At 70.2% G+C, this 25,797-nt stretch carries 26 protein-coding genes; 19 read left to right on the top strand and 7 right to left on the bottom strand.

Annotated features, from left to right (window positions below; translation table 11 throughout):
• Positions 1-197: 197 nt before the first annotated feature.
• Positions 198-1,073, bottom strand: a complete 876-nt coding sequence (locus Microterr_RS08520; RefSeq protein WP_404810190.1) for a CPBP family intramembrane glutamic endopeptidase — start codon at positions 1,071-1,073, stop codon at positions 198-200.
• Between the two features lie 154 nt (positions 1,074-1,227).
• On the opposite strand from Microterr_RS08520, the gene Microterr_RS08515 reads away from it, so the two are divergent.
• From Microterr_RS08515 to Microterr_RS08505, 3 genes are all read left to right on the top strand, one after another.
• Positions 1,228-3,099, top strand: coding sequence for an ABC transporter family substrate-binding protein (locus Microterr_RS08515; protein ID WP_263798387.1), 1,872 nt, complete (start codon positions 1,228-1,230; stop codon positions 3,097-3,099).
• Positions 3,100-3,300: 201 nt separating this feature from the next.
• Positions 3,301-4,836, top strand: a complete 1,536-nt coding sequence (locus tag Microterr_RS08510) for an ABC transporter permease (protein ID WP_263798389.1) — start codon at positions 3,301-3,303, stop codon at positions 4,834-4,836.
• Between the two features lie 2 nt (positions 4,837-4,838).
• Positions 4,839-6,023: an ABC transporter permease gene (locus tag Microterr_RS08505; protein ID WP_263798390.1), complete on the top strand. Its 1,185-nt coding sequence runs from the start codon at positions 4,839-4,841 to the stop codon at positions 6,021-6,023.
• Here Microterr_RS08505 and Microterr_RS08500 read toward each other — a convergent pair.
• A complete protein-coding gene (locus Microterr_RS08500; protein WP_263798391.1) occupies positions 6,014-6,619 on the bottom strand; it encodes a PH domain-containing protein in 606 nt (201 codons plus the stop codon). The two genes, Microterr_RS08505 and Microterr_RS08500, sit on opposite strands and share 10 nt — an antisense overlap.
• Positions 6,620-6,654: 35 nt before the next feature.
• Here Microterr_RS08500 and Microterr_RS08495 point away from each other — a divergent pair, with 35 nt between their 5' ends.
• The 10 genes from Microterr_RS08495 to ddaH all read left to right on the top strand — a co-directional run bounded on the left by Microterr_RS08495 (position 6,655) and on the right by ddaH (position 15,942).
• Positions 6,655-8,364, top strand: a complete 1,710-nt coding sequence (locus Microterr_RS08495; RefSeq protein WP_263798796.1) for an ABC transporter ATP-binding protein — start codon at positions 6,655-6,657, stop codon at positions 8,362-8,364.
• A gap of 86 nt (positions 8,365-8,450) precedes the next feature.
• The gene (typA, locus tag Microterr_RS08490; protein ID WP_263798393.1) at positions 8,451-10,361 is read left to right on the top strand and encodes a translational GTPase TypA; all 1,911 of its coding nucleotides are present in this window, start codon (positions 8,451-8,453) and stop codon (positions 10,359-10,361) included.
• 82 nt (positions 10,362-10,443) lie between these two features.
• Complete coding sequence (locus Microterr_RS08485) at positions 10,444-11,178, top strand: AzlC family ABC transporter permease (RefSeq protein ID WP_263798395.1); 735 nt, start codon at positions 10,444-10,446, stop codon at positions 11,176-11,178.
• Positions 11,175-11,489, top strand: a complete 315-nt coding sequence (locus Microterr_RS08480) for an AzlD domain-containing protein (protein ID WP_263798397.1) — start codon at positions 11,175-11,177, stop codon at positions 11,487-11,489. The genes Microterr_RS08485 and Microterr_RS08480 overlap by 4 nt, the downstream gene beginning before the upstream one ends.
• 14 nt (positions 11,490-11,503) lie before the next feature.
• A complete protein-coding gene (locus Microterr_RS08475; RefSeq protein WP_263798398.1) occupies positions 11,504-11,902 on the top strand; it encodes a DUF6113 family protein in 399 nt (132 codons plus the stop codon).
• 4 nt (positions 11,903-11,906) lie between these two features.
• Complete coding sequence (gene fdxA, locus Microterr_RS08470) at positions 11,907-12,227, top strand: ferredoxin (RefSeq protein WP_263798399.1); 321 nt, start codon at positions 11,907-11,909, stop codon at positions 12,225-12,227.
• Between the two features lie 15 nt (positions 12,228-12,242).
• On the top strand, positions 12,243-13,349 hold the full coding sequence (dapC, locus tag Microterr_RS08465) for a succinyldiaminopimelate transaminase (RefSeq protein ID WP_263798400.1): 1,107 nt from the start codon (positions 12,243-12,245) through the stop codon (positions 13,347-13,349).
• A gap of 159 nt (positions 13,350-13,508) precedes the next feature.
• Positions 13,509-14,807 carry a citrate synthase gene (locus Microterr_RS08460; protein ID WP_263798401.1) on the top strand — a complete coding sequence of 433 codons (1,299 nt, stop codon included), beginning with the start codon at positions 13,509-13,511 and terminating at the stop codon, positions 14,805-14,807.
• Positions 14,808-14,870: 63 nt separating this feature from the next.
• Positions 14,871-15,176, top strand: coding sequence for an SHOCT domain-containing protein (locus Microterr_RS08455; protein WP_263798402.1), 306 nt, complete (start codon positions 14,871-14,873; stop codon positions 15,174-15,176).
• A gap of 4 nt (positions 15,177-15,180) precedes the next feature.
• Positions 15,181-15,942 carry a dimethylargininase gene (gene ddaH / locus Microterr_RS08450; protein WP_263798403.1) on the top strand — a complete coding sequence of 254 codons (762 nt, stop codon included), beginning with the start codon at positions 15,181-15,183 and terminating at the stop codon, positions 15,940-15,942.
• A gap of 27 nt (positions 15,943-15,969) precedes the next feature.
• Here ddaH and dapD read toward each other — a convergent pair whose 3' ends face one another.
• Positions 15,970-16,920: a 2,3,4,5-tetrahydropyridine-2,6-dicarboxylate N-succinyltransferase gene (gene dapD, locus Microterr_RS08445; RefSeq protein ID WP_263798404.1), complete on the bottom strand. Its 951-nt coding sequence runs from the start codon at positions 16,918-16,920 to the stop codon at positions 15,970-15,972.
• 44 nt (positions 16,921-16,964) lie between these two features.
• On the opposite strand from dapD, the gene dapE reads away from it, so the two are divergent.
• The 3 genes from dapE to Microterr_RS08430 all read left to right on the top strand — a co-directional run bounded on the left by dapE (position 16,965) and on the right by Microterr_RS08430 (position 19,476).
• Positions 16,965-18,035, top strand: a complete 1,071-nt coding sequence (dapE, locus tag Microterr_RS08440) for a succinyl-diaminopimelate desuccinylase (protein ID WP_263798405.1) — start codon at positions 16,965-16,967, stop codon at positions 18,033-18,035.
• Complete coding sequence (locus Microterr_RS08435; RefSeq protein ID WP_263798406.1) at positions 18,023-19,228, top strand: hypothetical protein; 1,206 nt, start codon at positions 18,023-18,025, stop codon at positions 19,226-19,228. Before dapE ends, Microterr_RS08435 begins: the two co-directional genes overlap by 13 nt.
• Positions 19,229-19,302: 74 nt before the next feature.
• Complete coding sequence (locus Microterr_RS08430; protein WP_257502423.1) at positions 19,303-19,476, top strand: DUF3117 domain-containing protein; 174 nt, start codon at positions 19,303-19,305, stop codon at positions 19,474-19,476.
• A 61-nt stretch (positions 19,477-19,537) separates the two neighbouring features.
• On the opposite strand, the gene Microterr_RS08425 is transcribed toward Microterr_RS08430, so the two are convergent.
• Complete coding sequence (locus Microterr_RS08425; protein ID WP_263798407.1) at positions 19,538-20,173, bottom strand: O-methyltransferase; 636 nt, start codon at positions 20,171-20,173, stop codon at positions 19,538-19,540.
• A gap of 72 nt (positions 20,174-20,245) precedes the next feature.
• Here Microterr_RS08425 and Microterr_RS08420 point away from each other — a divergent pair, with 72 nt between their 5' ends.
• Together Microterr_RS08420 and Microterr_RS08415 are read left to right on the top strand one after the other, a co-directional pair.
• Positions 20,246-20,620, top strand: coding sequence for a twin-arginine translocase TatA/TatE family subunit (locus Microterr_RS08420; RefSeq protein ID WP_263798408.1), 375 nt, complete (start codon positions 20,246-20,248; stop codon positions 20,618-20,620).
• 105 nt (positions 20,621-20,725) lie between these two features.
• Positions 20,726-22,015 carry an HNH endonuclease signature motif containing protein gene (locus Microterr_RS08415; protein ID WP_263798409.1) on the top strand — a complete coding sequence of 430 codons (1,290 nt, stop codon included), beginning with the start codon at positions 20,726-20,728 and terminating at the stop codon, positions 22,013-22,015.
• Between the two features lie 9 nt (positions 22,016-22,024).
• Here the strand turns inward: Microterr_RS08415 and Microterr_RS08410 are convergent, their stop codons facing one another.
• Genes Microterr_RS08410 through Microterr_RS08400 form a run of 3 tightly spaced genes read right to left on the bottom strand, consistent with a single transcriptional unit; the run spans position 22,025 to position 25,007 of the window.
• A complete protein-coding gene (locus Microterr_RS08410) occupies positions 22,025-23,176 on the bottom strand; it encodes an Mrp/NBP35 family ATP-binding protein (RefSeq protein WP_263798410.1) in 1,152 nt (383 codons plus the stop codon).
• Positions 23,173-23,712 (bottom strand): DUF1003 domain-containing protein, encoded by a 540-nt coding sequence (locus Microterr_RS08405; RefSeq protein WP_263798411.1) that lies wholly within the window; start codon positions 23,710-23,712, stop codon positions 23,173-23,175. Before Microterr_RS08405 ends, Microterr_RS08410 begins: the two co-directional genes overlap by 4 nt.
• The gene (locus Microterr_RS08400; RefSeq protein ID WP_263798412.1) at positions 23,712-25,007 is read right to left on the bottom strand and encodes a magnesium transporter MgtE N-terminal domain-containing protein; all 1,296 of its coding nucleotides are present in this window, start codon (positions 25,005-25,007) and stop codon (positions 23,712-23,714) included. The genes Microterr_RS08405 and Microterr_RS08400 overlap by 1 nt, the downstream gene beginning before the upstream one ends.
• A 40-nt stretch (positions 25,008-25,047) precedes the next feature.
• Between Microterr_RS08400 and Microterr_RS08395 the strand changes: the two genes are divergently transcribed.
• Complete coding sequence (locus Microterr_RS08395; protein WP_263798413.1) at positions 25,048-25,797, top strand: YflT domain-containing protein; 750 nt, start codon at positions 25,048-25,050, stop codon at positions 25,795-25,797.

The raw sequence follows: 25,797 nt of genomic DNA, 5'->3' as shown, positions 1-25,797 counted from the left end.
GGGGCGCCCCCGCCCCCCCCTCGCGCGCCATGTCGCGGGATAAGGAGATGGCGCAGGGGGAGGGTCGATCCGGGTGGATCGGCCCTCCCCTCACGACATCCCCTTATCTCGCGACGGCGGGGCGGCGGCGGGGCGGTCTCGCGGGGCGGTCTCGCGGGACGGGCGGCGGGGCGGGATACTGCCGCCACCGCGAGCGGCTACGCGGTCGGGCTCGGGGTCGGCGACGGGCCGGGGGTGATGGTCGGCGCGGGCACGGGGCCGAACACGTCCGGCCAGAGCGCCACCGCGAGCGGGTAGCCGACGAAGGCGAACACGTCCAGCAGCGTGTGGGCGATGACGAGCGGCATGACCCTGCCCCAGCGGCGGTAGCACCAGCCGAACACGACGCCCATCGCGAAGTTGCCGACGATCGAGCCGATGCCCTGATATGCGTGGTAGGCCGCGCGCAGGCCGGCCGTCGACAGGATGATCGTCCAGTCGCCCCAGCCGAACCGGCGCAGCCGGTCGAACAGGTACCCGAGGAAGATCACCTCCTCCACGAGCGCGGCCCGCACGGCCGCGAGCACGAGCAGCGGCACGGTCCACCACGCGGCCGCGAGCGGCGCGGCGTTCACCTGGAGCGTGATGTCGAGCATCCGTCCCACCGCGTAGAGCGCGAGCCCCGGCACGCCGATCACGGCGAGCAGCAGCATCCCGCGTCCGAGGTCGCCGCCGAACCGCCGGAAGTCCAGTCCGATCCTGCGCAGCGCGTTGCCGCCAGGCTCCCAGAGCAGGTAGACGACCATCGCCACCAGCGCGAGCGAGAAGAAGATGCTCAGCAGCTGGTACAGCGCGTCCCAGAACGCGATGTCGTCGCGCGACGGGTTCAGCTGCGTCTGCTGCTGACCGAGTCCCTGGTTCTCCTCCAGTGCCCGGAGCACGGAGCGCAGGAACGACAGGATGCTGTAGACCGCCGACTGGCCGACCGTGATGGCCAGGACGATGCCGACCTCCCACGCCAGGCGCCGCCGGGAGAGCGGGACGGGGGCTGGGACCGGTCCCGTGGGCAGATCTGACGCGATGGAGCCGGGCACGTTGTCAGAATGGCACAGCTTTGTGACGGGGAGTAAAGGATATGTAACGGTTTCCGCCGACGTTTTGCTCAGTGCACACCGTCTGCTTAGGGTGGCCGTGTCCGTGTCCAGAGCTGCCACAGGCTGGGCACTTAACCCTTGCACAGGAGGAAATGTGAAGATCGCACGTCTTTTGGCGGGCGTGGGCGTCGTTGCCGCGGGGGCACTCGTGCTCTCTGGCTGCGGCAACCCGTACCAGTCCGAGGTTGTTGAAGGCACGGAGATCAACGTCGCCTACAACGAAGGCTTCATGGCCTTCAACTCGAGCAGCAGCGCCGGCAACAACACCGCCAACTCGAACATCAAGTACATGACCGACGGCGCGTCGGCGTGGGGCTACTACGACAACACGCCCGAGTGGGTGAAGAACACCGACTTCGGCACGTACGAGAAGACGAGCGACGACCCGCTCACCGTCGACTACAAGATCACCGCAGATGCAGTGTGGTCGGACGGCGTTCCGATCGACGAGGCCGACATGCTCATGATGTGGGCTGCGATGTCGACCAAGGTCGAGGGCGGCTGGGCTCCGGCAGCCAGCGCCGGCTGGAACCTCATCTCCGAGACCCCCGAGGTCGGCGACAAGGAGATCACCTTCGTCTACGACAAGCCGTACGTGGACTGGGAGCTGATCGCTCCTCTCGGCGTCTCGGCGCACGGCACGTACGCGCTGGCCTACCCGGACGAGTACGCCGATGTGCAGGCGGCGTGGGACACCTACAAGTCCTCTGACTCGGACGACGACTTCACCAAGTACACCGACGCGGCCAAGGAGTTCGCCGAGGGTGCCAAGGAGAAGGTCATCTCCGCCATCGAAGACGGCGACACCGAGGTCCTGACGGCCCTCGCGACCGCGTGGAACGACGCCTACGTCTACACCACGATGCCCGAGAGCCCCGCTGCGTTCCTCACGGCCGGCCAGTACAACCTGGTCGACACCAAGGAGGACGAGTACACGACCATCGAGGCGAACCCGCTCTTCACCTGGGGCGCTTCGCCCAAGTACGAGAAGATCACGGTCCGTGCGATCGCCGACTCGACCACCGCGCTGCAGGCTCTGCAGTCCGGCGAGCTCGACATCTGGTCGGGTCAGCCCACCTCCGACATCCTCGAGCTCGCTCAGGGCATCGACACCGCTGAGGTTCAGCAGGGTGTCCAGGCCTCGCACGAGCACGTCGACCTGACCGTCAACAACGGCGGCCCGTTCGACCCGGCCACCTACGGTGGCGACGAGGAGAAGGCCCTCAAGGTCCGCCAGGCGTTCCTGAAGGTCATCCCGCGTCAGGAGATCGTCGACAAGATCATCGTCCCGCTGCAGTCCGACGCCGTGGTGCGCAACACCAACCTGGTGAGCGCGTCCGACCCGGAGCGCTACCCGATCCTCACCGAGGCCAACGGCTCGGCTGACTACGCAGACGTCGACGTCGAGGGTGCCAAGGCGCTCCTCGCCGAGGCCGGCGTGACCGGCGACGTCGAGGTCGGCTTCTGGTACCCCGAGGGCAACGTCCGTCGTGGCCAGGAGTTCGAGCTCATCGCGTCGTCCGCTGCCAAGGCGGGCTTCCAGCTCGTCGACCAGAGCGAGCCGAACTGGGTCTTCACCGACCCGTCGCAGGAGCCGATCAACCCGCACGACGCCACGCTGTTCGCTTGGTCGCAGACCTCGCTCGCCGTGGGCGGCTCGGACCAGATCTACGCCTGCTACGACGACCCGAGCCTCAAGGGCGGCAACTACAACGGCTACTGCAACCAGGAGGTCACCGACCTGCTCGCAGAGCTGAACGTCACCGCTGACGCGGACCGTCAGACCGAGATCCTCACCGACACCGAGACCCTCATCTGGGCCGACGCCGTGACGATCCCGATCTTCCAGTTCCCGGGCCTCACGGTCTCGAGCGACAAGGTCACCGGCGTGAAGGCGATGCCGCTCAGCCCCGACTACTTCTGGAACTTCTGGGAGTGGGCGCCGGCTGGCGCTGCCGCCGAGTAATCGGCCGGGGTGAGGGGCGCGAGCCCCTCACCCTCCGATAACCGGAAAAGACTGTGGGTGCCGAGTGACCCTCGGCACCCACAGTCATGTCGGGGTGCCGCGCATACGCGTGCGCGCGACCCGGCGTAGTACCTTTGGCACACCGCTCCCGAACGGATCGAAGACCATGACACCTGCCCCCACGACGAAGCGATCACGTCTGTGCTGACGTTCATTCTGAGGAGACTCGGAGCCACGATCCTCGTGCTCCTCGTCGCCTCCTTCATCGTCTACACGCTCACCGCGATCGGCACCGACCCGCTCGCCGACCTCAAGGCGAGCAACTCCGCGAACCGCCAGCAGATGATCGATGCCCGCATCGAGCAGCTGCACCTGGACGTCCCGCCGGTGCTGCGCTACTTCACGTGGCTCGCCGGCGCCGCGAAGTGCTTCGTGTTCCAGTGCGATCTCGGCGTGGCCTTCAGCCGGAGCAACCAGCCCGTGACCGAGGCCGTCGCCACGGCGGCCGGCTCCACCATCCAGCTGGTCACCGCGTCGATCATCATCGCGATCCTGGTGGGTCTCACCATCGGCATCCTCACCGCGCTGCGCCAGTACAGCGGGTTCGACTACTCGGTCACCTTCCTGACCTTCGTCGTCTACTCGCTCCCCATCTTCTGGGTGGCCGTGCTCCTCAAGGAGTTCGGCGCCATCCGCTTCAATGCGTTCCTGAACGATCCCGTGATCACGGTGTGGGCGGTGGTGGTGACCGGCCTTGTGACGGGCTTCATCTTCGCGGCCGTCCTCGGCGGTCCGTGGAAGACGCGGCTCATCACGTTCGCGTCGGCCGCCGTGGCCAGCGGCGGACTGCTCGCCTTCCTCGGTGTCACCGACTGGTTCTCGCAGCCCACCGTCGGCCTCGTCGGCATCATCGTGACCGGCATCGGCGCCGCCTTCGGCGTGACCGCGATCTCGACGGGCCTCGGCAACCGTCGCGCGCTGTACGCCTCGCTCATCGTCGTGGCCGTGTGGGCCATCGCGTGGTACCCGCTGCAGTTCCTGTTCCTCTACGTCCCGACCGGCTGGATGCTGGTGGGCGTCGCGATCGTGGGCGTCGGGATCGCGATCGGGGTCGGCATCCTCATCGGCGGAGACGACAAGAAGCAGGTCGCGCGCACCGCCGCGATCGTCAGCTTCATCACGTTCCTCGTGGTCGTCGTCGACCGCGTCCTGCTGATCTACCCCGACTACCTCAACCGCATCCCGCAGTCGGGCGTGATCGCGACCATCGGCTCGGAGACGCCGGGGCTCCAGGGCGACATGTGGTTCCACATGCTCGACAGCTTCGCGCACCTCATCCTGCCGACGATCGCGCTGGCCGTCGTCTCGATCGCCGCCTACACGCGGTACGCCCGCTCGAGCCTGCTCGAGGTGATGAACCAGGACTACGTGCGCACCGCACGGGCCAAGGGTCTCACCGAGCGGACCGTCATCGTCCGGCACGCGATGCGCAACGCGCTCATCCCGATCGCGACGATCATCGCGTTCGACATCGGCGCGCTGATCGGCGGCGCGGTCATCACCGAGACGATCTTCGCCTGGAAGGGCATGGGTGCGCTGTTCACCGACGGCCTGCGTGCCGGCGACGTCAACCTCGTGATGGGCTTCTTCGTCGTCACGGGTGTGCTCGCCGTCATCTTCAACCTCATCGCGGATCTGCTGTACTCCGCACTCGACCCCCGGATCCGGGTGAACTGACCATGGCCACAACGCTTCCCACCGACGCCCCGCAGGACCGCGGCTCCGAGCAGTCGCTCGAGCAGAAGGCCGTCGCCGGCCTCAGCCAGGGCGCCCTGGTGCGCCGGCGCTTCTTCCGGCACGCCGGCGCCATGACGGCCCTCGTCGTCCTGGTGCTCGTGATCCTCCTGGCCTTCACCTCGGTCGGCACGGTCATCGGCGGCTCGGGCAACCTGCAGGCCTCCGCCGACGGCACCCTGCAGATCAACGGCTTCCGCATCCCCGGCTGGTGGCCGCTGGACTGGTTCACCACGTACCCGATCGTGAACGGCGGCCAGCCGACGCTGACGATCTGGCCGTTCAGCCTCGGCGAGCACCCGTTCGGGCAGGACACGCTCGGCAAGGACATCTTCGCGCAGGTCATGCGCGGCACTCAGCAGTCGCTGAGCGTCATGTTCCTGGTCGGCATCGTGTCGCTCAGCCTCGGTGTCGTCCTCGGAGCCCTGTCGGGCTTCTACCGCGGCTGGATCGACTCGCTGATCATGCGCTTCACCGACGTGATCATCATCATCCCGATCATCGTCATCGGCTCGATCTTCGGTCGCATCTTCGGCGGCAACGCGATCGTCTTCGGCATCTTCCTCGGCATCCTGAGCTGGACGGGCCTCGCTCGCCTCGTGCGCGGCGAGTTCCTCGCGCTGCGAGAGCGCGAGTTCGTCGATGCGGCGCGCGTCGCCGGCGCGAACAACCGCCGGATCATCTTCCAGCACATCCTGCCCAACGCGGTCGGCATCATCATCGTCAACACGACGCTGCTGATGAGCGCCGCGGTGCTGACCGAGGCCGCCCTGAGCTTCCTCGGCTTCGGCATCACCTACCCGGACGTCTCCCTCGGCCAGATCATCAGCACGTACCGCGAGGCGTTCCGCACGCGGCCGTGGCTGTTCTGGTGGCCGGGCTTCTTCATCATCGTCCTCGCCCTGTGCATCAACTTCATCGGCGACGGCCTGCGCGACGCGTTCGACCCGCGCCAGCAGTCGAAGGTGAGCAAGCGCAGGGCTGCCCGTGCGGTCGCCGCCATCCCGTCCGTCCAGGGCGTGCAGATGGTCGAGGGCCCGACGAGCAGCGATGACCCCGAGCTCGAGACGTACGACGGCAACGGTCTGCCCGACCTGCCCAGCGGCGGCCCGAAGGGTGATCAGCCGTGAGCGGCGGCACCCGCCAGGGTCGCGAGAGCGGCCGCGACCACCGCGACCGTCACCGCGACCAGCCACAGGTTCCAGGTGCTCGTCGTCCCGCCGGGCAGGCCGGGTCCGCCCGTGGTGCGGTACGTCTCCAGGTGGCGGCGCACGATCGCCGTGGCGTCGCCGGACTCGGTGCCCTCCGCATCCGACGGGCGACGCGTGTCGCCTTCGCCGGGCGTGCGGGAGACCTCGTCACGCCGCGTCGCGAGAGCCTGGCGGGCACTCGGTGCGGGAGCGGCCCACGCCCGGATGCGGCGGCCGTCGCGCGTCATGACGGTGAGCGCGTAGCGCGACTCGACGTCGTCGACGTCGCCCCACGGCACGCGGTGCGTGCGGAGGATGTTGCGGATCTCGACGAAGCCCTCGGTGACGGTCACGCACGGATTGATGTACAGCAGCCACGCGCCCCACGCGAACGCGGCGATCGGCCAGAACCAGCCGAACAGCCCTTCGGTGCCCTCGGACAGGATGAGTCCGATGAGCCCGAGCGCGCAGATGACGATGGCGATCACGGCGAGGATCAGACCGCCGCGAGGACGGAAAGTGACCGGTTGAGGCATTCGCCCATCCTGACACGGGAGATGGACCGATGAGCATGAGCGAGCGCGCCCGCGGGCGCCGTCAGACCGGTGCGCCGGCCGCACCCTTCGAAGGCCCCGCACTGTCGGTGAGCGGTCTGAGCGTCGAGTTCTGGGTCGGTGGCCAGTGGGCTGCCGCGGCCAAGCACGTGACCTACGACCTCATGCCGGGCAAGGTGCTCGCGATCGTCGGCGAGTCCGGCTCGGGCAAGAGCACCAGCTCGATGGCGATCATGGGCCTGCTGCCCAAGAACGCGCGGATCAGCGGCAGCGCCAAGCTCGCCGGCCGTGAGCTCGTCAATGCCCCCGTCGAGGTGCTCCGCAAGGTGCGCGGCGAGGGGATCGCGGCGATCTTCCAGGAGCCGATGACGGCGCTCAACCCCGTCTACACGATCGGGTTCCAGATCTCCGAGACGCTGCTGACCCACCGGCACGGCATGACGCGCAAGCAGGCCAGGGAGCGCGCGATCGAGCTGCTCGGCCTCGTCGAGATGCCCGACCCGGAGAAGGCGTACAACTCGTACCCCCACCAGCTCTCCGGCGGGCAGCGGCAGCGCGCGATGATCGCGCAGTCGATCTCGCTCGACCCGCGCGTGCTCATCGCCGACGAGCCGACCACCGCCCTCGACGTGACGGTGCAGGCGGAGATCCTCGATCTGCTGCGCAACCTGCACCAGAAGCTCGACTCGGCCATCATCCTCATCACCCACGACATGGGCGTGGTGGCCGACATGGCCGACGACGTCATGGTGATGAAGGACGGCGACGTCGTCGAGCACGGCCCCGTCGGGCAGATCTTCGGCAAGGCAGAGCACCCGTACACGCGTGCGCTGATGGCGTCGGTGCCTCACCTCGGCCTCGGCGAGGCCGGAGCGGATGCTGCGGCTCGCCACGAGGCGGGCACCGCGGCTCTGGTGCTCGACAAGCTGTGCATCGACTACCCGAAGCGCGGGCGCGTGCCCGCGTTCCGCGCGGTCTCCGATGCGTCCCTGACCATCCAGCCCGGCGAGGTGCTGGGCCTGGTGGGCGAGTCCGGATCGGGCAAGACCACGATCGCGCGCGCCATCGTGGGTCTGATCCCCGTCGCCGAGGGCGCGCTGCGCGTCGCGGGCCAGGACATGGTGGGAGTCGACCCGAAGGAGCTGAAGGCCGTGCGCCGCAAGCTCGGCATCGTCTTCCAGGACCCCGGCTCGTCCCTGAACCCGCGCTGGCCCGTCGGCGAGTCGATCGGCGAGCCACTGCAGCTCGCCGGCCACGACAAGGCCGACATCGCCACGCGCGTCACGGATCTGCTCGACCTCGTCGAGCTGCCGCGCGACTTCCGCAACCGCTACCCGCACGAGCTCTCCGGCGGTCAGCGCCAGCGCATCGGCATCGCCCGTGCGCTCGCGCTCGACCCGACCGTGCTCGTGGCCGACGAGCCGACCAGCGCGCTGGACGTGTCGGTGCAGGCGCGCGTGCTCGAGCTGCTCCAGAACATCCAGAAGGAGAAGCAGTTCGCGACGCTGTTCGTGACGCACGACCTCGCCGTCGTCGACCTGCTCGCCGACCGGATCGCGGTGATGCAGCACGGCAAGATCGTCGAGCAGGGAACGAAGGAGCAGATCCTCCGCAACCCGCAGGACCCGTACACGCAGCGTCTGATCGCCGCCGTCCCTGTACCGGATCCGGCCGAGCAGCGCGTGCGTCGCGAGGCGCGGGCGGCCCTCCTGGCCGCGCAGGAATAGCGCGTCCAGCAGGCACACGGCATCCACTTGTAGAATGGGATGCACCCGACTCCGGGTGCATCCCCTTCTTCTTTCAAGGAACCCTCATGGCGCGCGCCCTCCGTCCGGACCTCCGCAACGTCGCGATCGTCGCGCACGTCGACCACGGCAAGACCACGCTCGTCGACGCGATGCTCCGCCAGACGGGCTCGTTCGGCTCGCACGAGCACATGGAAGAACGCGCCATGGACTCGAACGACCTCGAGCGTGAGAAGGGCATCACGATCCTCGCCAAGAACACGGCGATCACGTACAACGGCATCCACAGCGACGTGCCGGTGACGATCAACGTCATCGACACGCCCGGCCACGCCGACTTCGGCGGCGAGGTCGAGCGCGGCCTCTCGATGGTCGACGGCGTCGTGCTGCTCGTCGACGCGTCCGAGGGTCCGCTGCCGCAGACCCGCTTCGTGCTGCGCAAGGCCCTCGAGGCGAAGCTGCCCGTCATCCTCCTGGTCAACAAGACCGATCGTCCTGATGCACGCATCGCCGAGGTCGAGGAAGAGGCCCACGACCTGCTGCTCGGACTCGCATCCGACCTGGTCGACGACGTGCCCGACCTCGACGTCGACGCCCTGCTCGACGTGCCGGTCGTCTACGCGTCCGGTCGCGCAGGCGCCGCGTCGGCGAACCGTCCCGAGAACGGCGAGCTGCCCGACAACGACGACCTCGAGCCCCTGTTCGACGCGATCCTCCAGCACGTCCCGGCTCCGGCTTACGACGACGAGGCGCCGCTTCAGGCCTGGGTCACGAACCTCGACTCCAGCCCGTTCCTCGGCCGCCTCGCCCTGCTGCGCGTCTTCAACGGCACGCTCAAGAAGGGCCAGACCGTCGCCTGGGTGCGCTCGGACGGCACGACCAGCAACGCCCGCATCACGGAGCTGCTGAAGACCCGTGCGCTCGACCGCTACCCGGCCGAGTCGGCCGGCCCCGGCGACATCGTCGCGATCGCGGGCTTCGAGGACATCACCATCGGCGAGACCATCGCCGACCCCGAGGACGTGCGCCCGCTCCCGGCCATCACGGTCGACGACCCCGCCATCTCGATGACCATCGGCACCAACACCTCGCCGCTGGTCGGCAAGGTCAAGGGCCACAAGCTCACCGCTCGCATGGTGAAGGACCGCCTCGACCGCGAGCTCATCGGAAACGTCTCGCTCAAGGTGGTCGACATCGGGCGCCCCGACGCGTGGGAGGTGCAGGGCCGCGGCGAGCTGGCCCTCGCGATCCTCGTCGAGAACATGCGCCGTGAGGGCTTCGAGCTCACCGTCGGCAAGCCGCAGGTGGTCACGAAGAAGGTCGACGGCAAGACCTACGAGCCGTTCGAGCACCTGACGATCGACGCCCCCGAGGAGTACCTCGGCGCGATCACGCAGCTGCTGGCGACCCGCAAGGGCCGCATGGAGAACATGACGAACCACGGCACCGGCTGGGTGCGCATGGAGTTCGTCGTCCCCTCGCGCGGCCTGATCGGCTTCCGCACCGAGTTCCTCACCACGACCCGCGGCACCGGCATCGCCAACGCCATCTCGCACGGCTACGAGCCGTGGGCCGGCCACATCGTCACGCGTCAGAACGGCTCGATCGTCGCCGACCGCACCGGCGTCGTGACCCCGTTCGCGATCATCGCCCTGCAGGAGCGCATGTCGTTCTTCGTGCAGCCGACCCAGGAGGTCTACGAGGGCATGGTCATCGGCGAGAACTCGCGCGCCGACGACATGGACGTGAACATCACCAAGGAGAAGAAGCTCACCAACATGCGCTCTTCGACCTCGGACTCGTTCGAGTCGATGACCCCGCCTCGTCAGCTCTCGCTCGAGGAGTCGCTCGAGTTCGCGCGCGACGACGAATGCGTCGAGGTCACCCCCGAGATCGTCCGCATCCGCAAGGTGAACCTCGACGCCACCGAGCGCGCCCGCGCCACGGCCCGCCTGAAGCGCCAGGACGCCAACGCGTAACCCCGCATCGCAGAAGGGCAGGTTCTCGGTCGTCCACGGCGACCGGAACCTGCCCTTTCCCGTCGGCGGATAGGCTCGTCGGGTGACCCACCCGCTCGAGATCGACGCCGACGGGGAGCACCGACGGGCGTGGCGGCAGGCGCTCGGCGTCGCGCTGGCCACGAGCGCGTACGGCATCTCCTTCGGGGCCCTCGCGGTCGCGTCCGGACTCGACGTCTGGCAGACCTGCGTGCTCAGCCTCGTGATGTTCACCGGCGGCTCGCAGTTCGCGTTCGTCGGCGTCATCGGCGCGGGCGGCCTGGCCGCGGCTCCCGCTGCGATCGCGTCGGCCTCGCTGCTCGGCGTGCGCAACGTCGCCTACGGCATCCGCATGTCGCCGGTGATCGGCGCGGGCTTCTGGCGACGCGCCGCCGCCGCGCACTTCACGATCGACGAGTCCACGGCCGTCTCGCTCGCGCAGACCACGTCGCGGGCGCGCATGGTCGGGTTCTGGGTCACCGGGATCGGCATCTACGTGGGCTGGAACGCATCCACCCTCGCGGGTGCGCTGCTCGGCGACGTGCTGGGGGATCCGAAGGCGTACGGACTGGATGCTGCGGCCGCCGCCGCCTTCCTGGCGCTCCTCTGGCCGCGTCTGCGGCACCGGCAGCCGATCGCCGTGGGCATCGCGGCGGCGGTCGTGGCCACCGTGCTCACGCCCGTCATGATGCCGGGGGTCCCCGTGCTCATCGCGGCGCTGGTCGCCATCGTCGTCGGGTGGTTCGACTGGCTCGGCCCGGCCGTCCCCGCCGAGGACAACCAGGAGGGGCTGCCGTGACCCTCTGGACCGCGATCTGGACGGCCGCGATCATCTGCGTCGGGCTGAAGACGCTCGGCTACCTCGTGCCGCCGCGCTGGCTCGATGCGCCGCGGCCATCCCGCATCGCCGACCTGCTGACGGTCGCGCTGCTGGCCGCGCTCGTGGCCGTGCAGACCCTCGGAGTGGGCCAGCAGATCGTCGTGGACGCCCGCATCCCGGCCGTCCTGGTCGCCGCGGGGCTCCTGATGCTCCGCGCGCCGTTCCTCGTCGTGGTCGCAGCCGCCGCCCTGGTGGCCGCACTGCTCCGCCTCTGGGGATGGGCCGCCTGACCTAGAGTTGACGGATGCGCAGCGTCGTCGTCGCCCGGGTCGTGACCTGGCTCATCGCCCTGATCGTCGGCGCCGTGTACGGCCTGGCCGGCACGGTCGCCCACGCGTTCGAGCTGGGCTGGTTCCCGCTCGGCCTCGTGCTGGCGATCATCGGATCGGGCGCACTCCTCGTCGCGGTGCGTCTGCTGACGCTCGATCGCTGGGCGGCGCTGGCCACAGGGCTCGGGATGATGCTCACCACCCTCATCGTGTCGGGCAAGGGTCCGGGGGGCTCGGTGATCGTCCCGGAGAGCATCCTCGGGATGGTCTGGACGCTCGCGGTGCCGCTGCTCGTGGCGATCGTGGTCGCCTGGCCGGATCACCGGGCGGCACCTGCGGCGGACGTCACCCCCTCGACGAGCGAACTAGACTGATCACGTGACGTATGTGATCGCTCTTCCGTGCGTCGATGTGAAGGACCGCGCCTGCATCGACGAGTGCCCTGTCGACTGCATCTACGAGGGCGACCGGTCGCTGTACATCCACCCCGACGAATGCGTCGACTGCGGCGCCTGCGAGCCCGTCTGCCCCGTCGAGGCGATCTACTACGAGGACGACCTGCCCGACGAGTGGCAGGACTACTACAAGGCCAACGTCGAGTTCTTCGACGAGGTCGGCTCGCCCGGTGGAGCGGCGAAGGTCGGCGTGATCCACAAGGACCACCCGATCATCGAGGCGCTGCCGCCGCAGGCCCCCTGATCCGGCCGCGCTGACATGGGAGTCTCGGACCTCGCCGACTACCCCTGGGACGCCGTCGCGCCGTACGCGGAGCGCGCCCGCGCCCATCCGGACGGCATCGTCGACCTGTCGATCGGGTCGCCGGTCGATCCGACGCCCGAGCTCATCCGGACGGCCCTCGCGGCATCGACAGACGCCCACTCGTACCCGCAGACGATGGGCACGCCCGATCTCCGCGGCGCGATCGCGCAGTGGTTCGCCCGCCGCCGCGGCGTGGCCGGGCTGACCCCCGAGCACGTCCTGCCGACGGTCGGCTCGAAGGAGCTCGTCGCGCTGCTGCCGCTGCTGCTCGGCCTGGGTCCCGGCGACGTCGTCGTGCATCCGCGCGCCGCGTACCCGACCTACGAGGTCGGCGCACGCCTGGTCGGAGCGACGCCGCTCGCCTCGGACGACCCCGCCGAGTGGCCGGAGAGCACGCGGCTGGTCTGGCTGAACTCGCCCGGCAACCCGGACGGCAGGGTATGGGATGCTGACGCCCTCCGCGTCGCGGTGGCCCGTGCGCGCGAGCTCGGCGCCGTGCTCGCCGGCGACGAGTGCTACGCCGAGCTCGGCTGGGAGTCGCCGTGGGACACCGAGCCGATCCCGTCGGTGCTCGACCCGCGCGTCACGGGCGGCTCGCCCGACGGCGTGCTGTCGGTGTACTCGCTGAGCAAGCAGTCGAACCTGGCCGGCTACCGCGCCGCGTTCTTCGCCGGCGACCCGTCGGTCGTCGCCCGGCTGCTGACGGCGCGAAAGCACCTCGGGCTGATGCTGCCGGGGCCGGTCCAGGCGGCCATGACGGTCGCCCTGCACGACGACGAGCACGTCGCCGCGCAGCGCGAGCGGTACCGGGCGCGCCGCGCCGCGCTCAAGCCCGCGGTGGAAGCCGCCGGGTTCCGGATCGATCGGAGCGAGGCCGGCCTGTACCTGTGGGCCACCGAGGGCAAGGACGCCTGGGCGAGCCTCGATCGCCTCGCCGACCTCGGCATCCTGGCCGGACCCGGTCACTTCTACGGCGCCCACTTCCGGGAGCACATCCGCCTCTCCCTCACGGCCTCCGACGAGCGCATCGCGGCCGCGGTCGCGCGTCTGCGCGGGCTCTGAGGGCGGACACGGAGGTTTCCTCCACCGGATCCGCTCGCGGATTGGCGGTGTCCGCAGTGTGCCGCGAGGGCCGATAGGCTGTAATGCGGCGCGGAGGAGCTCATCTCGCCCCCCGCGCGAAGATCCCCCGGCACAACCAGGAAATCGCGAGGAGGCGCCGTGAGCGACGCGGGCACCGAGAACGACAAGGCCATCCTCTCGATCGGCGACAAGACGGCCGAACTGCCTGTGCTGCACGGCACGGATGGCGCGTCGAGCATCGACATCTCGACGCTCACCCGCCAGACCGGGCTCACCACGATCGACTACGGCTTCGTGAACACCTCGGCCACCAAGTCGGCCATCACCTACATCGACGGCGACCAGGGCATCCTGCGCTACCGCGGATACCCGATCGAGGAGCTGGCGAAGAACAGCACCTACCTCGAGGTGGCCTGGCTGCTGCTCTACGGCGAGCTGCCGACCGCCGATGAGCTCGGCGAGTTCGACGAGAAGATCCGCCGTCACACGCTGCTGCACGAAGACCTCAAGCGCTTCTTCTCGTCGCTGCCGCACACGGCGCACCCCATGTCGGTGCTGTCGTCGGCCACCGCGGCCCTCTCGACGTACTACGAGCACCAGTCCGACCCGGCCAACCCCGAGCACGTCGAGCTGAACACGATCAGGATGCTGGCGAAGCTCCCCGTGATCGCCGCCTACGCGCACAAGAAGAGCATCGGCCAGGCGTTCCTGTACCCCGACAACTCGCTGAGCTTCGTCGACAACTTCCTCAAGCTCAACTTCGGCGTGCTGAGCGAGGTCTACGAGATCGACCCCGTCATGTCGCGGGCGCTCGAGCGCCTGCTCATCCTCCATGAGGACCACGAGCAGAACGCCTCCACCTCCACGGTGCGCCTCGTCGGCTCCACCGGCGCGAACCAGTTCTCCTCGATCTCGGCCGGCATCAACGCGCTCTACGGCCCGCTGCACGGCGGGGCCAACGAGGCGGTGCTGGCGATGCTCGCCCGCATCCGCGACTCGGGCGAGTCCGTGCAGCGCTTCGTGGAGCGGGTCAAGAACAAGGAAGACGGCGTGAAGCTGATGGGCTTCGGGCACCGCGTCTACAAGAACTACGATCCGCGCGCCAAGCTCGTCAAGGAGTCCGCCGACGAGGTGCTCGAGGCCCTCGGGGTGAGCGACCCGCTGCTCGACCTCGCCAAGCAGCTCGAGGAGATCGCGCTGGAGGACGACTACTTCAAGGAGCGTCGTCTCTACCCGAACGTCGACTTCTACACCGGGGTCATCTACAAGGCGATGGGCTTCCCGACGCGGATGTTCACCGTGCTGTTCGCGATCGGCCGGCTCCCCGGCTGGCTCGCCCACTGGCGCGAGATGCAGCAGGACCCGCAGACCAAGATCGGCCGCCCGCAGCAGCTGTACATCGGCGCGCCACACCGCGCGTACCCGGGCGCGGAGTAGTCCTCCCCTAGGATTCCCCTGCGGGCGGTGGCGCCCGGGAACGGGAGAGTCATGGGATTCGACATGAATGTTGCCTTCGGGGCGTTCGGCGTGATCTTCGCGATCGCCGCGGCCGTGGTGCTGTCGGGCTTCGTGTTCGTGATCGTGATGATGGTCAGGAACGCCAAGAAGGTGCGAGATGCCGGCCATGACCCGTTCACCCTCAACGCGGAGCTGACGAACCGAGTGCTCGCGAGCGAGGTGCTCGCGCCGGCCGCACCGCCGCAGACGCTCGAGCAGCGCCTGGCCGAGGTCGACGGCCTGCAGGCACGCGGGGTCATCAGCGCGGAGGAGCACGCGCAGGCGCGGGCCGAGATCCTCAAAGGCTGAGCGGATGCCGCGGCTGCTCGTCCGTCGGCCGTCGCCTCAGCTGGCTGACGGCGAGCTGACGCACCTCGACCGCGTGCCGGTCGACCACGACCTCGCCCTGGCGCAGTGGGAGGCGTACGTGGCGGCCTTCCGCACCCGCGGCTGGGAGATCGTCGAGGTCGAGCCGGCCGACGAGCATCCGGACGGCGTGTTCGTCGAGGACGCGGTCGTCGTGTTCGGCGCGCTGGCGGTGCTGGGCCGCGCCGGCGCGGTGTCGCGCAGGGGCGAGAGCGACAGCATCCGCGCCGCGATCCTCCGCACCGGTCTCGAGGTGGCCGCGATCGAGGCGCCGGGAACGCTCGACGGCGGCGACGTGCTGAAGGTCGGGCGGTCCGTCTACGTGGGTGCGTCGACGCGCACGAACAGCGTGGGCATCGCGCAGCTGCGCGCCCTGCTGGCGCCCAGGGGATGGAACGTCGTGGAGGTTCCGGTGACCAAGGTCCTCCACCTGAAATCGGGCGTCACCGCGCTGCCCGACGGCACGGTCGTCGGGTTCGAGCCGCTCATCGACGACCCGTCGATCTTCCCGGCGTTCTCCGCCGTCCCCGAGGAGCACGGCACGGCAGTCGTCGTGCTCGACGAGGGCACCGTTCTCATGTCTGCTGACGCGCCGGCCACGGCGGCGGCGTGGCGGGCGCGCGGCCTCGAGGTCGTCACCACGCCCGTGAGCGAGTTCGAGAAGCTCGAGGGGTGCGTCACCTGCCTGTCGGTGCGGCTCCGCGACTGAGACGGGCCGCCGATCCTGCGGTGGCGCTCAGGCGTGCAGGGCCTCGTTGAGCGTCACGCCGACGCCCGCGCGACGGACCGCTTCGACGGCTCCGGTGAGCGAGTTGCGGCGGAACAGCAGGCCGTCCTGCCCGGAGAGCTCCGCCCCCTTCGCCACCGGGCGCGAGCCGTCGGCGCGCGCGGGCTGGTCGGCGAGGACGATCTTCGAGCCGGCGGTGACGTACAGGCCCGCCTCGACGACGCAGTCGTCGCCGAGGGAGATGCCGATGCCGGCGTTCGCGCCGAGCAGGGTGCGCGCGCCGATCGACACGCGGTGCTGACCGCCGCCCGAGAGGGTGCCCATGATCGACGCGCCGCCGCCGATGTCGCTGCCGTCGCCGACCACGACGCCCTGCGAGATGCGCCCCTCGACCATGCTCTGGCCGAGCGTGCCCGCGTTGAAGTTGACGAAGCCCTCGTGCATGACGGTGGTGCCGGGGGAGAGGTGCGCACCGAGGCGCACGCGCGCAGCATCCGCGATCCTGACGCCCGCGGGCGTCACGTAATCGAGCAGGCGGGGGAACTTGTCGAGCCCGGTGACATGGATGCCTGCGCGCAGGAGTTGGGGGCGGAGCCGGTCGAGGTCGGCGGGGAGGACAGGGCCGGCGTTGGTCCACGCCACGTTCGGCAGGTGCGCGAAGACGCCGTCGAGGTTCACCTCGCCCGGTCGCACGAGCAGGTGCGAGAGGGCGTGCAGGCGGAGGTACGCGTCGGGCGTCGACGCGGGCGCCTCGTCGAGGTCGATCTCGACGACGAGCGTCTCGATGGTCACGTTGCGCCGAGGATCGGGCCCCTCCAGGCCGGCGAGCGGCCCGAGCTGGGCGGTGGGGTCTGCGGCGATGCGGCCGCCCTCCGGCGACGGGTACCAGGTGTCGAGCACCGTGCCGTCGCCCGCCGTGGTCGCAAGCCCGGCACCCCAGATCCATCGCGCATCGCTCATGCCATCCAAACTACCCGGCGCAGGGCCACGGCTAGACTCGGGGGATGCCGGCGCTCGACCTGACTGCGACATCCGTCGACCTCACCCGCACCATCTGCGACATCCCGAGCGTCTCCGACGACGAGACCCCGCTCGCCGATGCGATCTTCGCCGCGGTGTCGGCGTACCCGCATCTGGAGGTGCTGCGTGAGGGCGACACGATCGTGGCGCGCACCCGCCTCGGCCGCGATCGGCGGGTCGCGATCGCCGGGCACATCGACACCGTGCCCATCAACGGCAACGTGCCCACCCGCGACATCGACATCGACGGCCAGCCGTACCTCTGGGGCCGAGGCACCGTCGACATGAAGGCGGGCGTCGCCGTGCAGCTCAAGCTCGCCGCCGAGCTCGTCGCGCCCCGCATCGACATCACCTGGCTCTGGTACGACCACGAAGAGGTCGACTCCGCGCGCAACGGGCTCACCCGTCTCGCTGCCACTCGGCCCGAGGTCTTCGCCGCGGACTTCGCGATCCTCGGCGAGCCGTCCAACGGCGAGGTCGAGGGCGGCTGCAACGGCACGCTCCGCGCGTTCGTGCGGACGCGCGGCGTGCGGGCGCACAGTGCGCGCTCGTGGATCGGAGAGAACGCGATCCACAAGGCCGCGCCCATCCTCGCGCGCCTGGCCGAGTACCGGCCGCGCGATGTCGTCGTCGAGGGCCTCGAGTACCGCGAGGGACTCAACGCGGTCGCCATCCACGGCGGCATCGCCGGCAACGTCATCCCCGACGCGTGCGAGGTCGAGGTCAACTACCGCTTCGCCCCGAGCCGCGACGCGGCCGAGGCCATGCAGCACGTGCGGGATGTGTTCGAGGGCTTCGAGGTCGAGGTGGTCGATGTGGCCGAGGGTGCGCGCCCCGGCCTCGACGCACCGCTCGCGCGGGAGTTCGTCGCCGCCGTGGGGGCCACGCCGCAGCCCAAGTACGGCTGGACCGACGTCGCGCGGTTCTCGGCGATGGGCGTGCCCGCCGTCAACTACGGACCGGGCGACCCCCACTTGGCCCACCACGACGAGGAGCGGGTTCCGCTCGCCCAGATCGAGGCGGTCGAGCACGGGCTCAGGGCGTGGCTCAGCTGACCGCACCCGCGCGTGTGGGTGCGCGGCTGCCGATCGCCGCGCGCATCGCGCTCATCTATGTCGCCGCGCGGGTCGTCACGGTGGTGTTCCTGGTGATCGCGGCCTCGGCAGGGGGAGTGTCCGACCCGGCGTCAGCCTTGAGCAGCCTGCTGCTGAGGTGGGACGCCCAGTGGTACTGGTTCGTCGCGGAGCACGGCTATCCGACCGAGCTCCCGCTGACCGACTCCGGTCAGGTCGCCGAGAACCAGTGGGCGTTCATGCCCATCTACGCATATCTCTCGGCCGTGGTCGGCGCCCTCTTCGGCTCCTGGGGTGCTGGTGCGACCGTCGTGTCGCTGGTCTCCGGCTACCTCGCCTCCCTCGTGCTGTTCCGGATGCTGCGCCTGCGCGTCGACGAGAGCACCGCGACGTGGGCCGTCGTGTTCTTCGCGGCGGGCCCGTTGGCTGGCCTGTTCCACGTCGGCTACGCCGAGTCGCTCTTCCTCCTGTGGCTGTTCCTCGCACTGTGGCAGGTGCTGCGGCGGCAGTACGCCTGGCTGTACCTGCTGATCCCGCTGATGGGGTACACGCGCCCCGGGGTGCTGGCGTTCGCGCTCTTCCTCGGCCTGCACGGGATCGTGCGGTGGGTGCGGCGGCGGGTCGACCCGCTGTCCGTGCGGGAGATCGTGCACATCGTGGCCACCGGCGCTCTCGCGGTCGTGGTGGGCTTCTCGTGGCAGTTCCTCGCGGCGGTGGCGACCGGCGACCCCGGTGCATACCTGGCCACCGAGCTGGCCTGGCGCCGCAACTGGATCTCCGACGCGGGCGGCGGGTTCGTGCCGTTCGACGGCTTCGTGCAGGCGGCCGGATTCTGGTTCACCGACTGGGGGTTCGGGCCGGTGGTCGGCTACGTCGCGCTCGGCCTGCTGGTCGCGGGTCTGGTCGCGCTCCTGCTCTTCGAGCCGCACGTGCGCCGGCTCGGCGTCGACCTGCGGCTGTGGTCGGCGAGCTACCTGCTGTACCTGCTCGCCGTGTTCTTCCCGCAGTCGAGCGTGTTCCGCCTGCTCGCGCCGCTGTCGCCGCTGTGGGGCGCCGTCGCGATGCCGCGCTCGCGCGTGTGGCGGGTCGGCGTTCTCGCCCTCTGCCTGGTGGCCCAATGGTGGTGGATCTACAACATGTACGCGCTCGGAACCACGTACTGGCAGATCCCCTGAGTTACTCAGGATTATCCGAGTGTCCCGGACGCACGGTAAACTTCCAGGTAAGACCACGACGAAAGGGAGCCGCAATGGCAGCCATGAAGCCGAGAACCGGAGACGGGCCGATGGAGGCCGTGAAGGAGGGTCGTCTCATCATCGTGCGCGTGCCGCTCGAGGGTGGCGGGCGACTCGTCGTCTCCGTGAACGACGCCGAGGCCAAGGAGCTCTACGATGTGCTGGGCGGGGTCGTCAACGTCGCCTGACTTCGCAGCATCCGTGAGGAACGGCCGGTCTTCGGACCGGCCGTTCTGCTGTTCCCCAGGGTCAGTCGCGGGGCAGCGTGGTGAGCTGGAGCAGACCTTCGCCGACGATCGAGAGAGCGCCGATGACGGCAGGCGAGGACTGCGTCTCCTGGATCAGGGAGCGGTACGCGACGGTGATCGCGTCACGGCGCACCGGGTCGGCGACGGCGCCGCCGGCGAGCACGCGGGGCACGAGGACGGTGCCGCCCGCGCGCACGAGGCGCAGCCCGTGCTCGACGTACTCGATGACCCCCTCGGGGTCGGCGTCGATCAGGACGATGTCATATGAGGCTTCGTTCATACGGGGGAGGACCTCCGCGGCGCGGCCGGTGATGAACCGGGCGCGGGCGGGCGGGATCTTCGCCTCGGCGAACGCCTGACGGGCAGCGCCCAGGTGCTCGGGCTCGCTGTCGATCGTCGTGAGCGTGGCACGCGGCGAGCCGTGCAGCAGCCACAGTCCGCTCACGCCGGCGCCCGTGCCGATCTCCACGATGTTCAGCGCCTGCGACGCCGCCGCGATGAGCGCGCACTGCGCGCCGACGGGTGCGCTGATCGGCGTCGCCCCGAGCTCGTACGCGAACGCGCGGGCCCGCGCGATGTGGTCCGGCTCGCTCGTCGCCTCCGCGGCGAAGCGGTTGTTCGCGTCGTAGTCGCCCATGTGATCCTCCGGGGCTCAGCCTATGCGCGAGGCGGCACGGGAGTGCTCAGGCGCGGCGGTAACCTGGGAGGCATGTTCAACGGCATCACGATCGAGAAGCTGCTGCTGCTCGGCGTGATCGCCGCGCTGATCATCGGGCCGGAGCGGTTGCCGCGCTACGCGGAGGGCCTCGCGCGTCTCACGCAGCGCGCCCGCGACTTCCTCACCTCCACCAAGACGCGGGTGAAGGAGGAGATGGGCGAGGACTTCGACGACGTCGACTGGCGCAGCCTCGATCCCCGTCAGTACGACCCGCGCCGGATCATCCGCCAGGCCCTGCTCGACGACGCGCCCGTGCCGGCTGCGACCGCCGCCGCCGTGAAGCCGTCAGCCGAGATGGCGCCCGCACCGGCGCCCACGCCGTTCCGGCCGGGCGGCGAGACCCCCTTCGACAACGAGGCCACCTAGCCCCTGCGGTCGAAGCGTTCCCGGGTCGTTGAGCGAGGCCCGCAAGGGCGGAGACGAAACGTCCCGACCCGCTCCGATGTCGGACCCCCCTCGTATCGTGGGGCCATGGAAGACGCCGGCAGCTCCCTCCCCGAGGAGGACGACTCCTTCTCCGAGGAGGCGTGGGATGCTGCCGCCGCCCTGGCACCGGACGCGCTCGACCTCGTGACCGAGGTGGCCGACATGATGTCGGTGTTCGCCGCGGAGCAGCTGGTCCGGCTCGACAGCCTCCGGCGTGAGATGCTCGCCGACGCCGTCCAGCCCGGCGAGCCGGTCACCCAGGTCAAGGAGCGGTCGATCCGCCTCGAGCTTGCCGCGGCGCTGCGGATCACCGAGCATGCGGCAGGCGACCTGATCTCGATTGCCGACGCACTCGTGCACCGGTACCCCATGGTCCTCGCCTCGCTGGGCCGGGCAGGAATGACGCTGCGGCATGCCGAGGTCCTGGTCGAGCTGCTCGATCCGGTCGAGCCGGAGCTGCGCGACGGACTTGTCGACGCCGCCGTGCGGTTGGCGGAGTCCCGGCCCGTGGGGTCGTTCCGGCGAGAGCTGCGCAGGCGCGTCGATCTGACGCGGGCGCAGACCCTCGCGGAGCGGCATGCCGAGGCGCTCCTTCACCGGCGGGTCGTCGTCACGCCGGCCGACGACGGCATGGCGTGGCTGAACGTGCTGATGCCCGCCGTCGAAGCGCACGCGATCCACCACCGCATCACCGGCATGGGCACGGCCTTGTCTGCTGCGGAGGGCGAAGAGCGCACCCTCGATCAGATCCGTGCGGATGTCGTCTGCGATCTGCTCGTGGACGGCGTCGTCCCCTCGCAGCCGACCGCAGTGCGGGGCATCCGGGCGACGGTCGCCGTGACCGTGCCGGTGCTGGCGCTGCTGTCCGGCGACATCGCCGACGGCGTGCCGGTGGTGGAAGGCGTCGGTCCGATCCCGATCGAGCGCGCGCGAGAGCTCTGCGGAGGCGCGGCGGGATGGATGCGGGTGCTCACGCACCCCGAGACCGGCGTCGTCCTCTCCGTCGGGCGAAGACGCTACCGTCCGCCGCCCGAGCTGCGGCGGCTGCAGCGCTGGCTCGCCGGCAGATGCCTCGCCCCCGGCTGCGGAGTCCCCGCGTCACGGTGCGAGATCGATCATCAGCTCGCGTGGGAGCACGGCGGTGTCACCGCAGCCTGGAACCTGGCTCCACTCTGCACCGGCCACCACCACGTCAAACACCACGGCAACTGGCTCGTGCGCCAGATCGAGAGCGGCGTCATCGAGTGGACCTCGCCGATGGGCCGCGTCTACCTCGTCGAACCAGAACGCCGACTGCCGGTGTTCCGTCCCGACACCGCGGCTGCGCCGTTCTGAGATGCGGAATCAGCTCGGCCGCAGTGGCAGCGAGCGACCCGCGAGGCCGCGTCCGCGGCCGACGAGCGCGGTCGCGAGCTTTTCGATGGCGCGGGCGGCAGCATCCGTCGGCGATGAGAGCACCACCGGCATCCCGGCGTCCCCCGCCGCGCGGAGGGCCGGGCTCAGCGGCACCGAAGCCAGCACCTCGACCGTCTGCTCAGCCGTGGCGAGGGCGTCGGCCACCGCCTGACCGCCCCCGGTTCCGAACAGATCGAGCGTGGTGCCGTCCGGCAGGGTCATCGCGGCCATGTTCTCCACGACCCCGATGACGCGCTGACCGGTCTGCCGCGCCACGAGCCCGCTGCGCACCGCCACGTCGGACGCCGCGGCCTGCGGCGTGGTCACGACGAGCACCTCGGCGTGGGGGAGCAGCTGCCCCACCGAGATCGCGATGTCGCCGGTGCCGGGCGGCATGTCGAGCAGCAGCACATCCAGGTCGCCGAAGAACACGTCGGTGAGGAACTGCTGCACGGTGCGGTGCAGCATCGGCCCGCGCCAGGCGACCGCGCCGAGCGGTCCGTCGGCGTCACCGCGGCGCAGGAACATGCCGATCGAGATGACCTTCACGCCGTGCGCGACCGGCGGCAGCATGAGGTCGTCGATGCGGGTGGGTTGCGGGACGCCGCCGGCCGCATCCACGAGGCCCATGAGCCCGGGGATCGAGAAGCCGTGGACGTCGGCGTCGACGAGGCCGACCGACAGTCCCCGTCGCGCCAGTGCCACCGCGAGATTGGCGGTGACGGTCGACTTGCCCACGCCGCCCTTGCCGCTCGTGACGGCGATCACGCGGGTCAGCGAGTCTGGGCCGAACGCCATCTGGCGCGCCGGTCGCCCATCGCGCAGCTTCTCGGTGAGGGCGCGGCGCTCGGCCGGCGACATGACGCCGACCTCGAGGTCGACCTCCGCGATGCCGGGGACGGATGCCGCGGCCGCGCGCACCTCGGCGGAGATCCGCTCGGCCGCGGGGCAGCCGACGATCGTGAGCACGATCGCGACCTTGGCGACGTCGCCGTCGACGTCCACCGTGCGCACCATGTCGAGATCGGCGATCGGGCGCCGCAGCTCGGGATCGACGACCGCGCCGACGGCCCGCTGTACGGCGTCAGCGGTCTCGCTCACGACGCGTCGTCGGACGAGCGCTTGTCCGACTCGACCGCGCGCTTGTCGAGCTGCTCGAGGAACGAGCGCAGCTCGCTGCGCAGGACGTCACGGGTGACGGCCTCGTCGGAGACATCGGTCAGCGCCATCCGGAGCGCGACGATCTCGCGGGCCAGATACTCGGTGTCGGCGAGGTTGCGCTCGGCGCGCTGGCGATCCTGCTCGATCTGCACCCGGTCGCGGTCGTCCTGCCGGTTCTGCGCGAGCAGGATGAGCGGCGCGGCGTACGACGCCTGCAACGAGAGGATGAGGGTCAGCAGCGTGAAGTTGGTGGCGGCGGGGTCGAACTGCAGCTCCGGCGGCATCGCGATGTTCCAGGTCAGCCACGCGGCCACGAAGACCGTCATGCCGATCAGGAACCCGGAGGTGCCCATCCCGCGCGCGAACGACTCGGAGAACCGCCCGAAGCGGTCGCGCGACGGCTGCGGGGTGCGCTGCAGCATCCCCGAGCGCCCGCGGGGGGCATCCAGCGACGGCTGGCGTGGTGTGCGGGCCATCAGCGCCTCCTCGGAATGCTCGCGGTCGTGGTCGGGACAGGATCGGGAGTTCGTTCATCCTCCGCATCCTGCGATCGCCAGTCTTCGGGGAGGAGGTAGTCGAGCACGTCATCGACGCTGACCGCCCCGACGAGGCGGTGGGCCGGATCGACGACAGGCAGCGAGACGAGGTTGTAGCTGGCCAGGAGCCGCGCCACCTCGGCGGCGGACGCCGTCGCCGGCACCGGGTCGAGGGTGTCGTCGATGATCGTGCCCAGCCGCTCGTGCGGGGGGTAGCGCAGCATCCGCTGGAAGTGCACCGTGCCCAGCAGGCGCCCGGTCGGCGTCTCGAACGGGGGCAGCGTGACGAAGACGGCGGCGGCGAGGGCCGGGTGCAGCTCGTGACGCCGGATGAGGGCGAGCGCCTCCGCGACGGTCGCCTCGGCGGACAGCACGATGGGCTCGCTGGTCATGAGCCCGCCCGCCGTGTCGGGGCCGTACTTCAGCAGGGCGCGCACGTCCTCGGCCTCTTCGGGCTCCATGAGGTCGAGCAGCTCCTCGAGCCGCGCCTCCGGGAGCTGGGCCAGCACATCGGCGGCGTCGTCCGGCTCCATCGCATCGAGGATGTCGGCGGCGCGCTCGTCGCCGAGCGCTTCGAGGATGTGCACCTGGTCGTCTTCGGGCATCTCCTCGAGCGCGTCGGCGAGGCGATCGTCCGGGAGCTCCTCGGCCACCTCGATGAGGCGCTCGTCCGGCAGGTCGAGCAGCGTGTTGGCGAGGTCGGCGGGCTTCAGCTCGGAGTAGGTGGCCACCAGCTGCTCCGCGGACTGGGCCTCACCGGGGATCTGGCGCTCCTGCACGTCCGCCCAGTTCGCGAACGTGGTCGGCCCCTTGGCGAACGGCGACGCGCTCGTCTTGGGCTTGCGCAGGAACAGCTGCCCGATGTCCCACTCGCCGAGGCGGTTGCGCTCGATCGCGACGTCCTCGATCACGGCGTGGCCGGAGCCGTCGGCGAAGTAGACCTTGCGGCCCAGCAGCTCCGACATCACCCGCACCTCGCCACCGCGCTGCTGGAAGCGGCGCACGTTGATGAGGCCGGTCGTGATGACCTGGCCGGTGGCGATCGAGGTGACGCGTCCGATCGAGACGAACACGTGGCGCCGCCCGGGGATCTCCACGATGAGTCCGATCACGCGCGGGGGATCGTTCTTGCGGTAGATGACGACGACATCCCGGACCTTGCCGAGCCGGTCGCCTGCGGGGTCGAAGACCGTGCAGCCGGCTAGGCGTGCGACGAAAACCCTCTGCGTGCTCACACGTCCCAGCGTAGTGCGGGGCCCGTGGAAGGATGGGGAGATGAGCATGATCGGCGGGCGGTTTCCGCAAGCGGGCGACGACGTGGGCAAGACCATCGCCGCGTTCTCGACCTATGAGGAGGCGCAGAAGCTCGTCTCCGAGCTGATCGAGTCGGAGGTGCCCGCACGAGAGATCGCGATCGTGGGGGTGAACCTGCGCTCGATCGAGCGCGTGACCGGGCGGCTCGGCTACGCCACGGCGGCGCGATCCGGGGCCATCAACGGGCTGCTGCTCGGCCTGCTGTTCGCCGCGATCTTCGTGCTGGGGTCGCCGTCCCCGCCCATCCAGGTCTTCGCAGGGGTGGTGCTGATCGGCATCGCGCTCGGGATGCTCATCAGCATCATCGGATACGCGTTCCTGCGCAGGCGCCGCGACTACGCGTCGGTCATGCAGGTGCGCGCCGATCGCTACGAGGTCACGGCGCGCGGCCAGGCGTACCACCTCGCACTGACGGCCCTCGGTCCGCGCGCCGGCCACCTCGGCGCCGGGGCCGCGGCGCAGCCCGAACCCACGCAGCCGGTGGCGCCCGTGGTGCCGGCGACCCCCGCCGCGCCCGGCGCGGCACCGGTGCCCCGACCTGCCGCGGCAGACCCGGCAGAGCCGCCGCGCTACGGTGAGCGCCGTGCACCGGCGACCGAACCCGTGCCGCAGCCCGCCGCGCCCCCGCAGCAGCCCGCCGAGCCCGCGCAGCAGCCCGCCGGGCCCGCGCAGCAGCCCGCCGAGCCGGATGATGACGACTCCGGGCGATAG

The sequence above is a fragment of the Microbacterium terricola genome, from assembly GCF_027943945.1.
Taxonomy (GTDB): Bacteria; Actinomycetota; Actinomycetes; order Actinomycetales; family Microbacteriaceae; genus Microbacterium; species Microbacterium terricola.
Note: the sequence above shows the minus strand (reverse complement) of the source record. Positions and strands in the feature narration are given on the sequence as shown.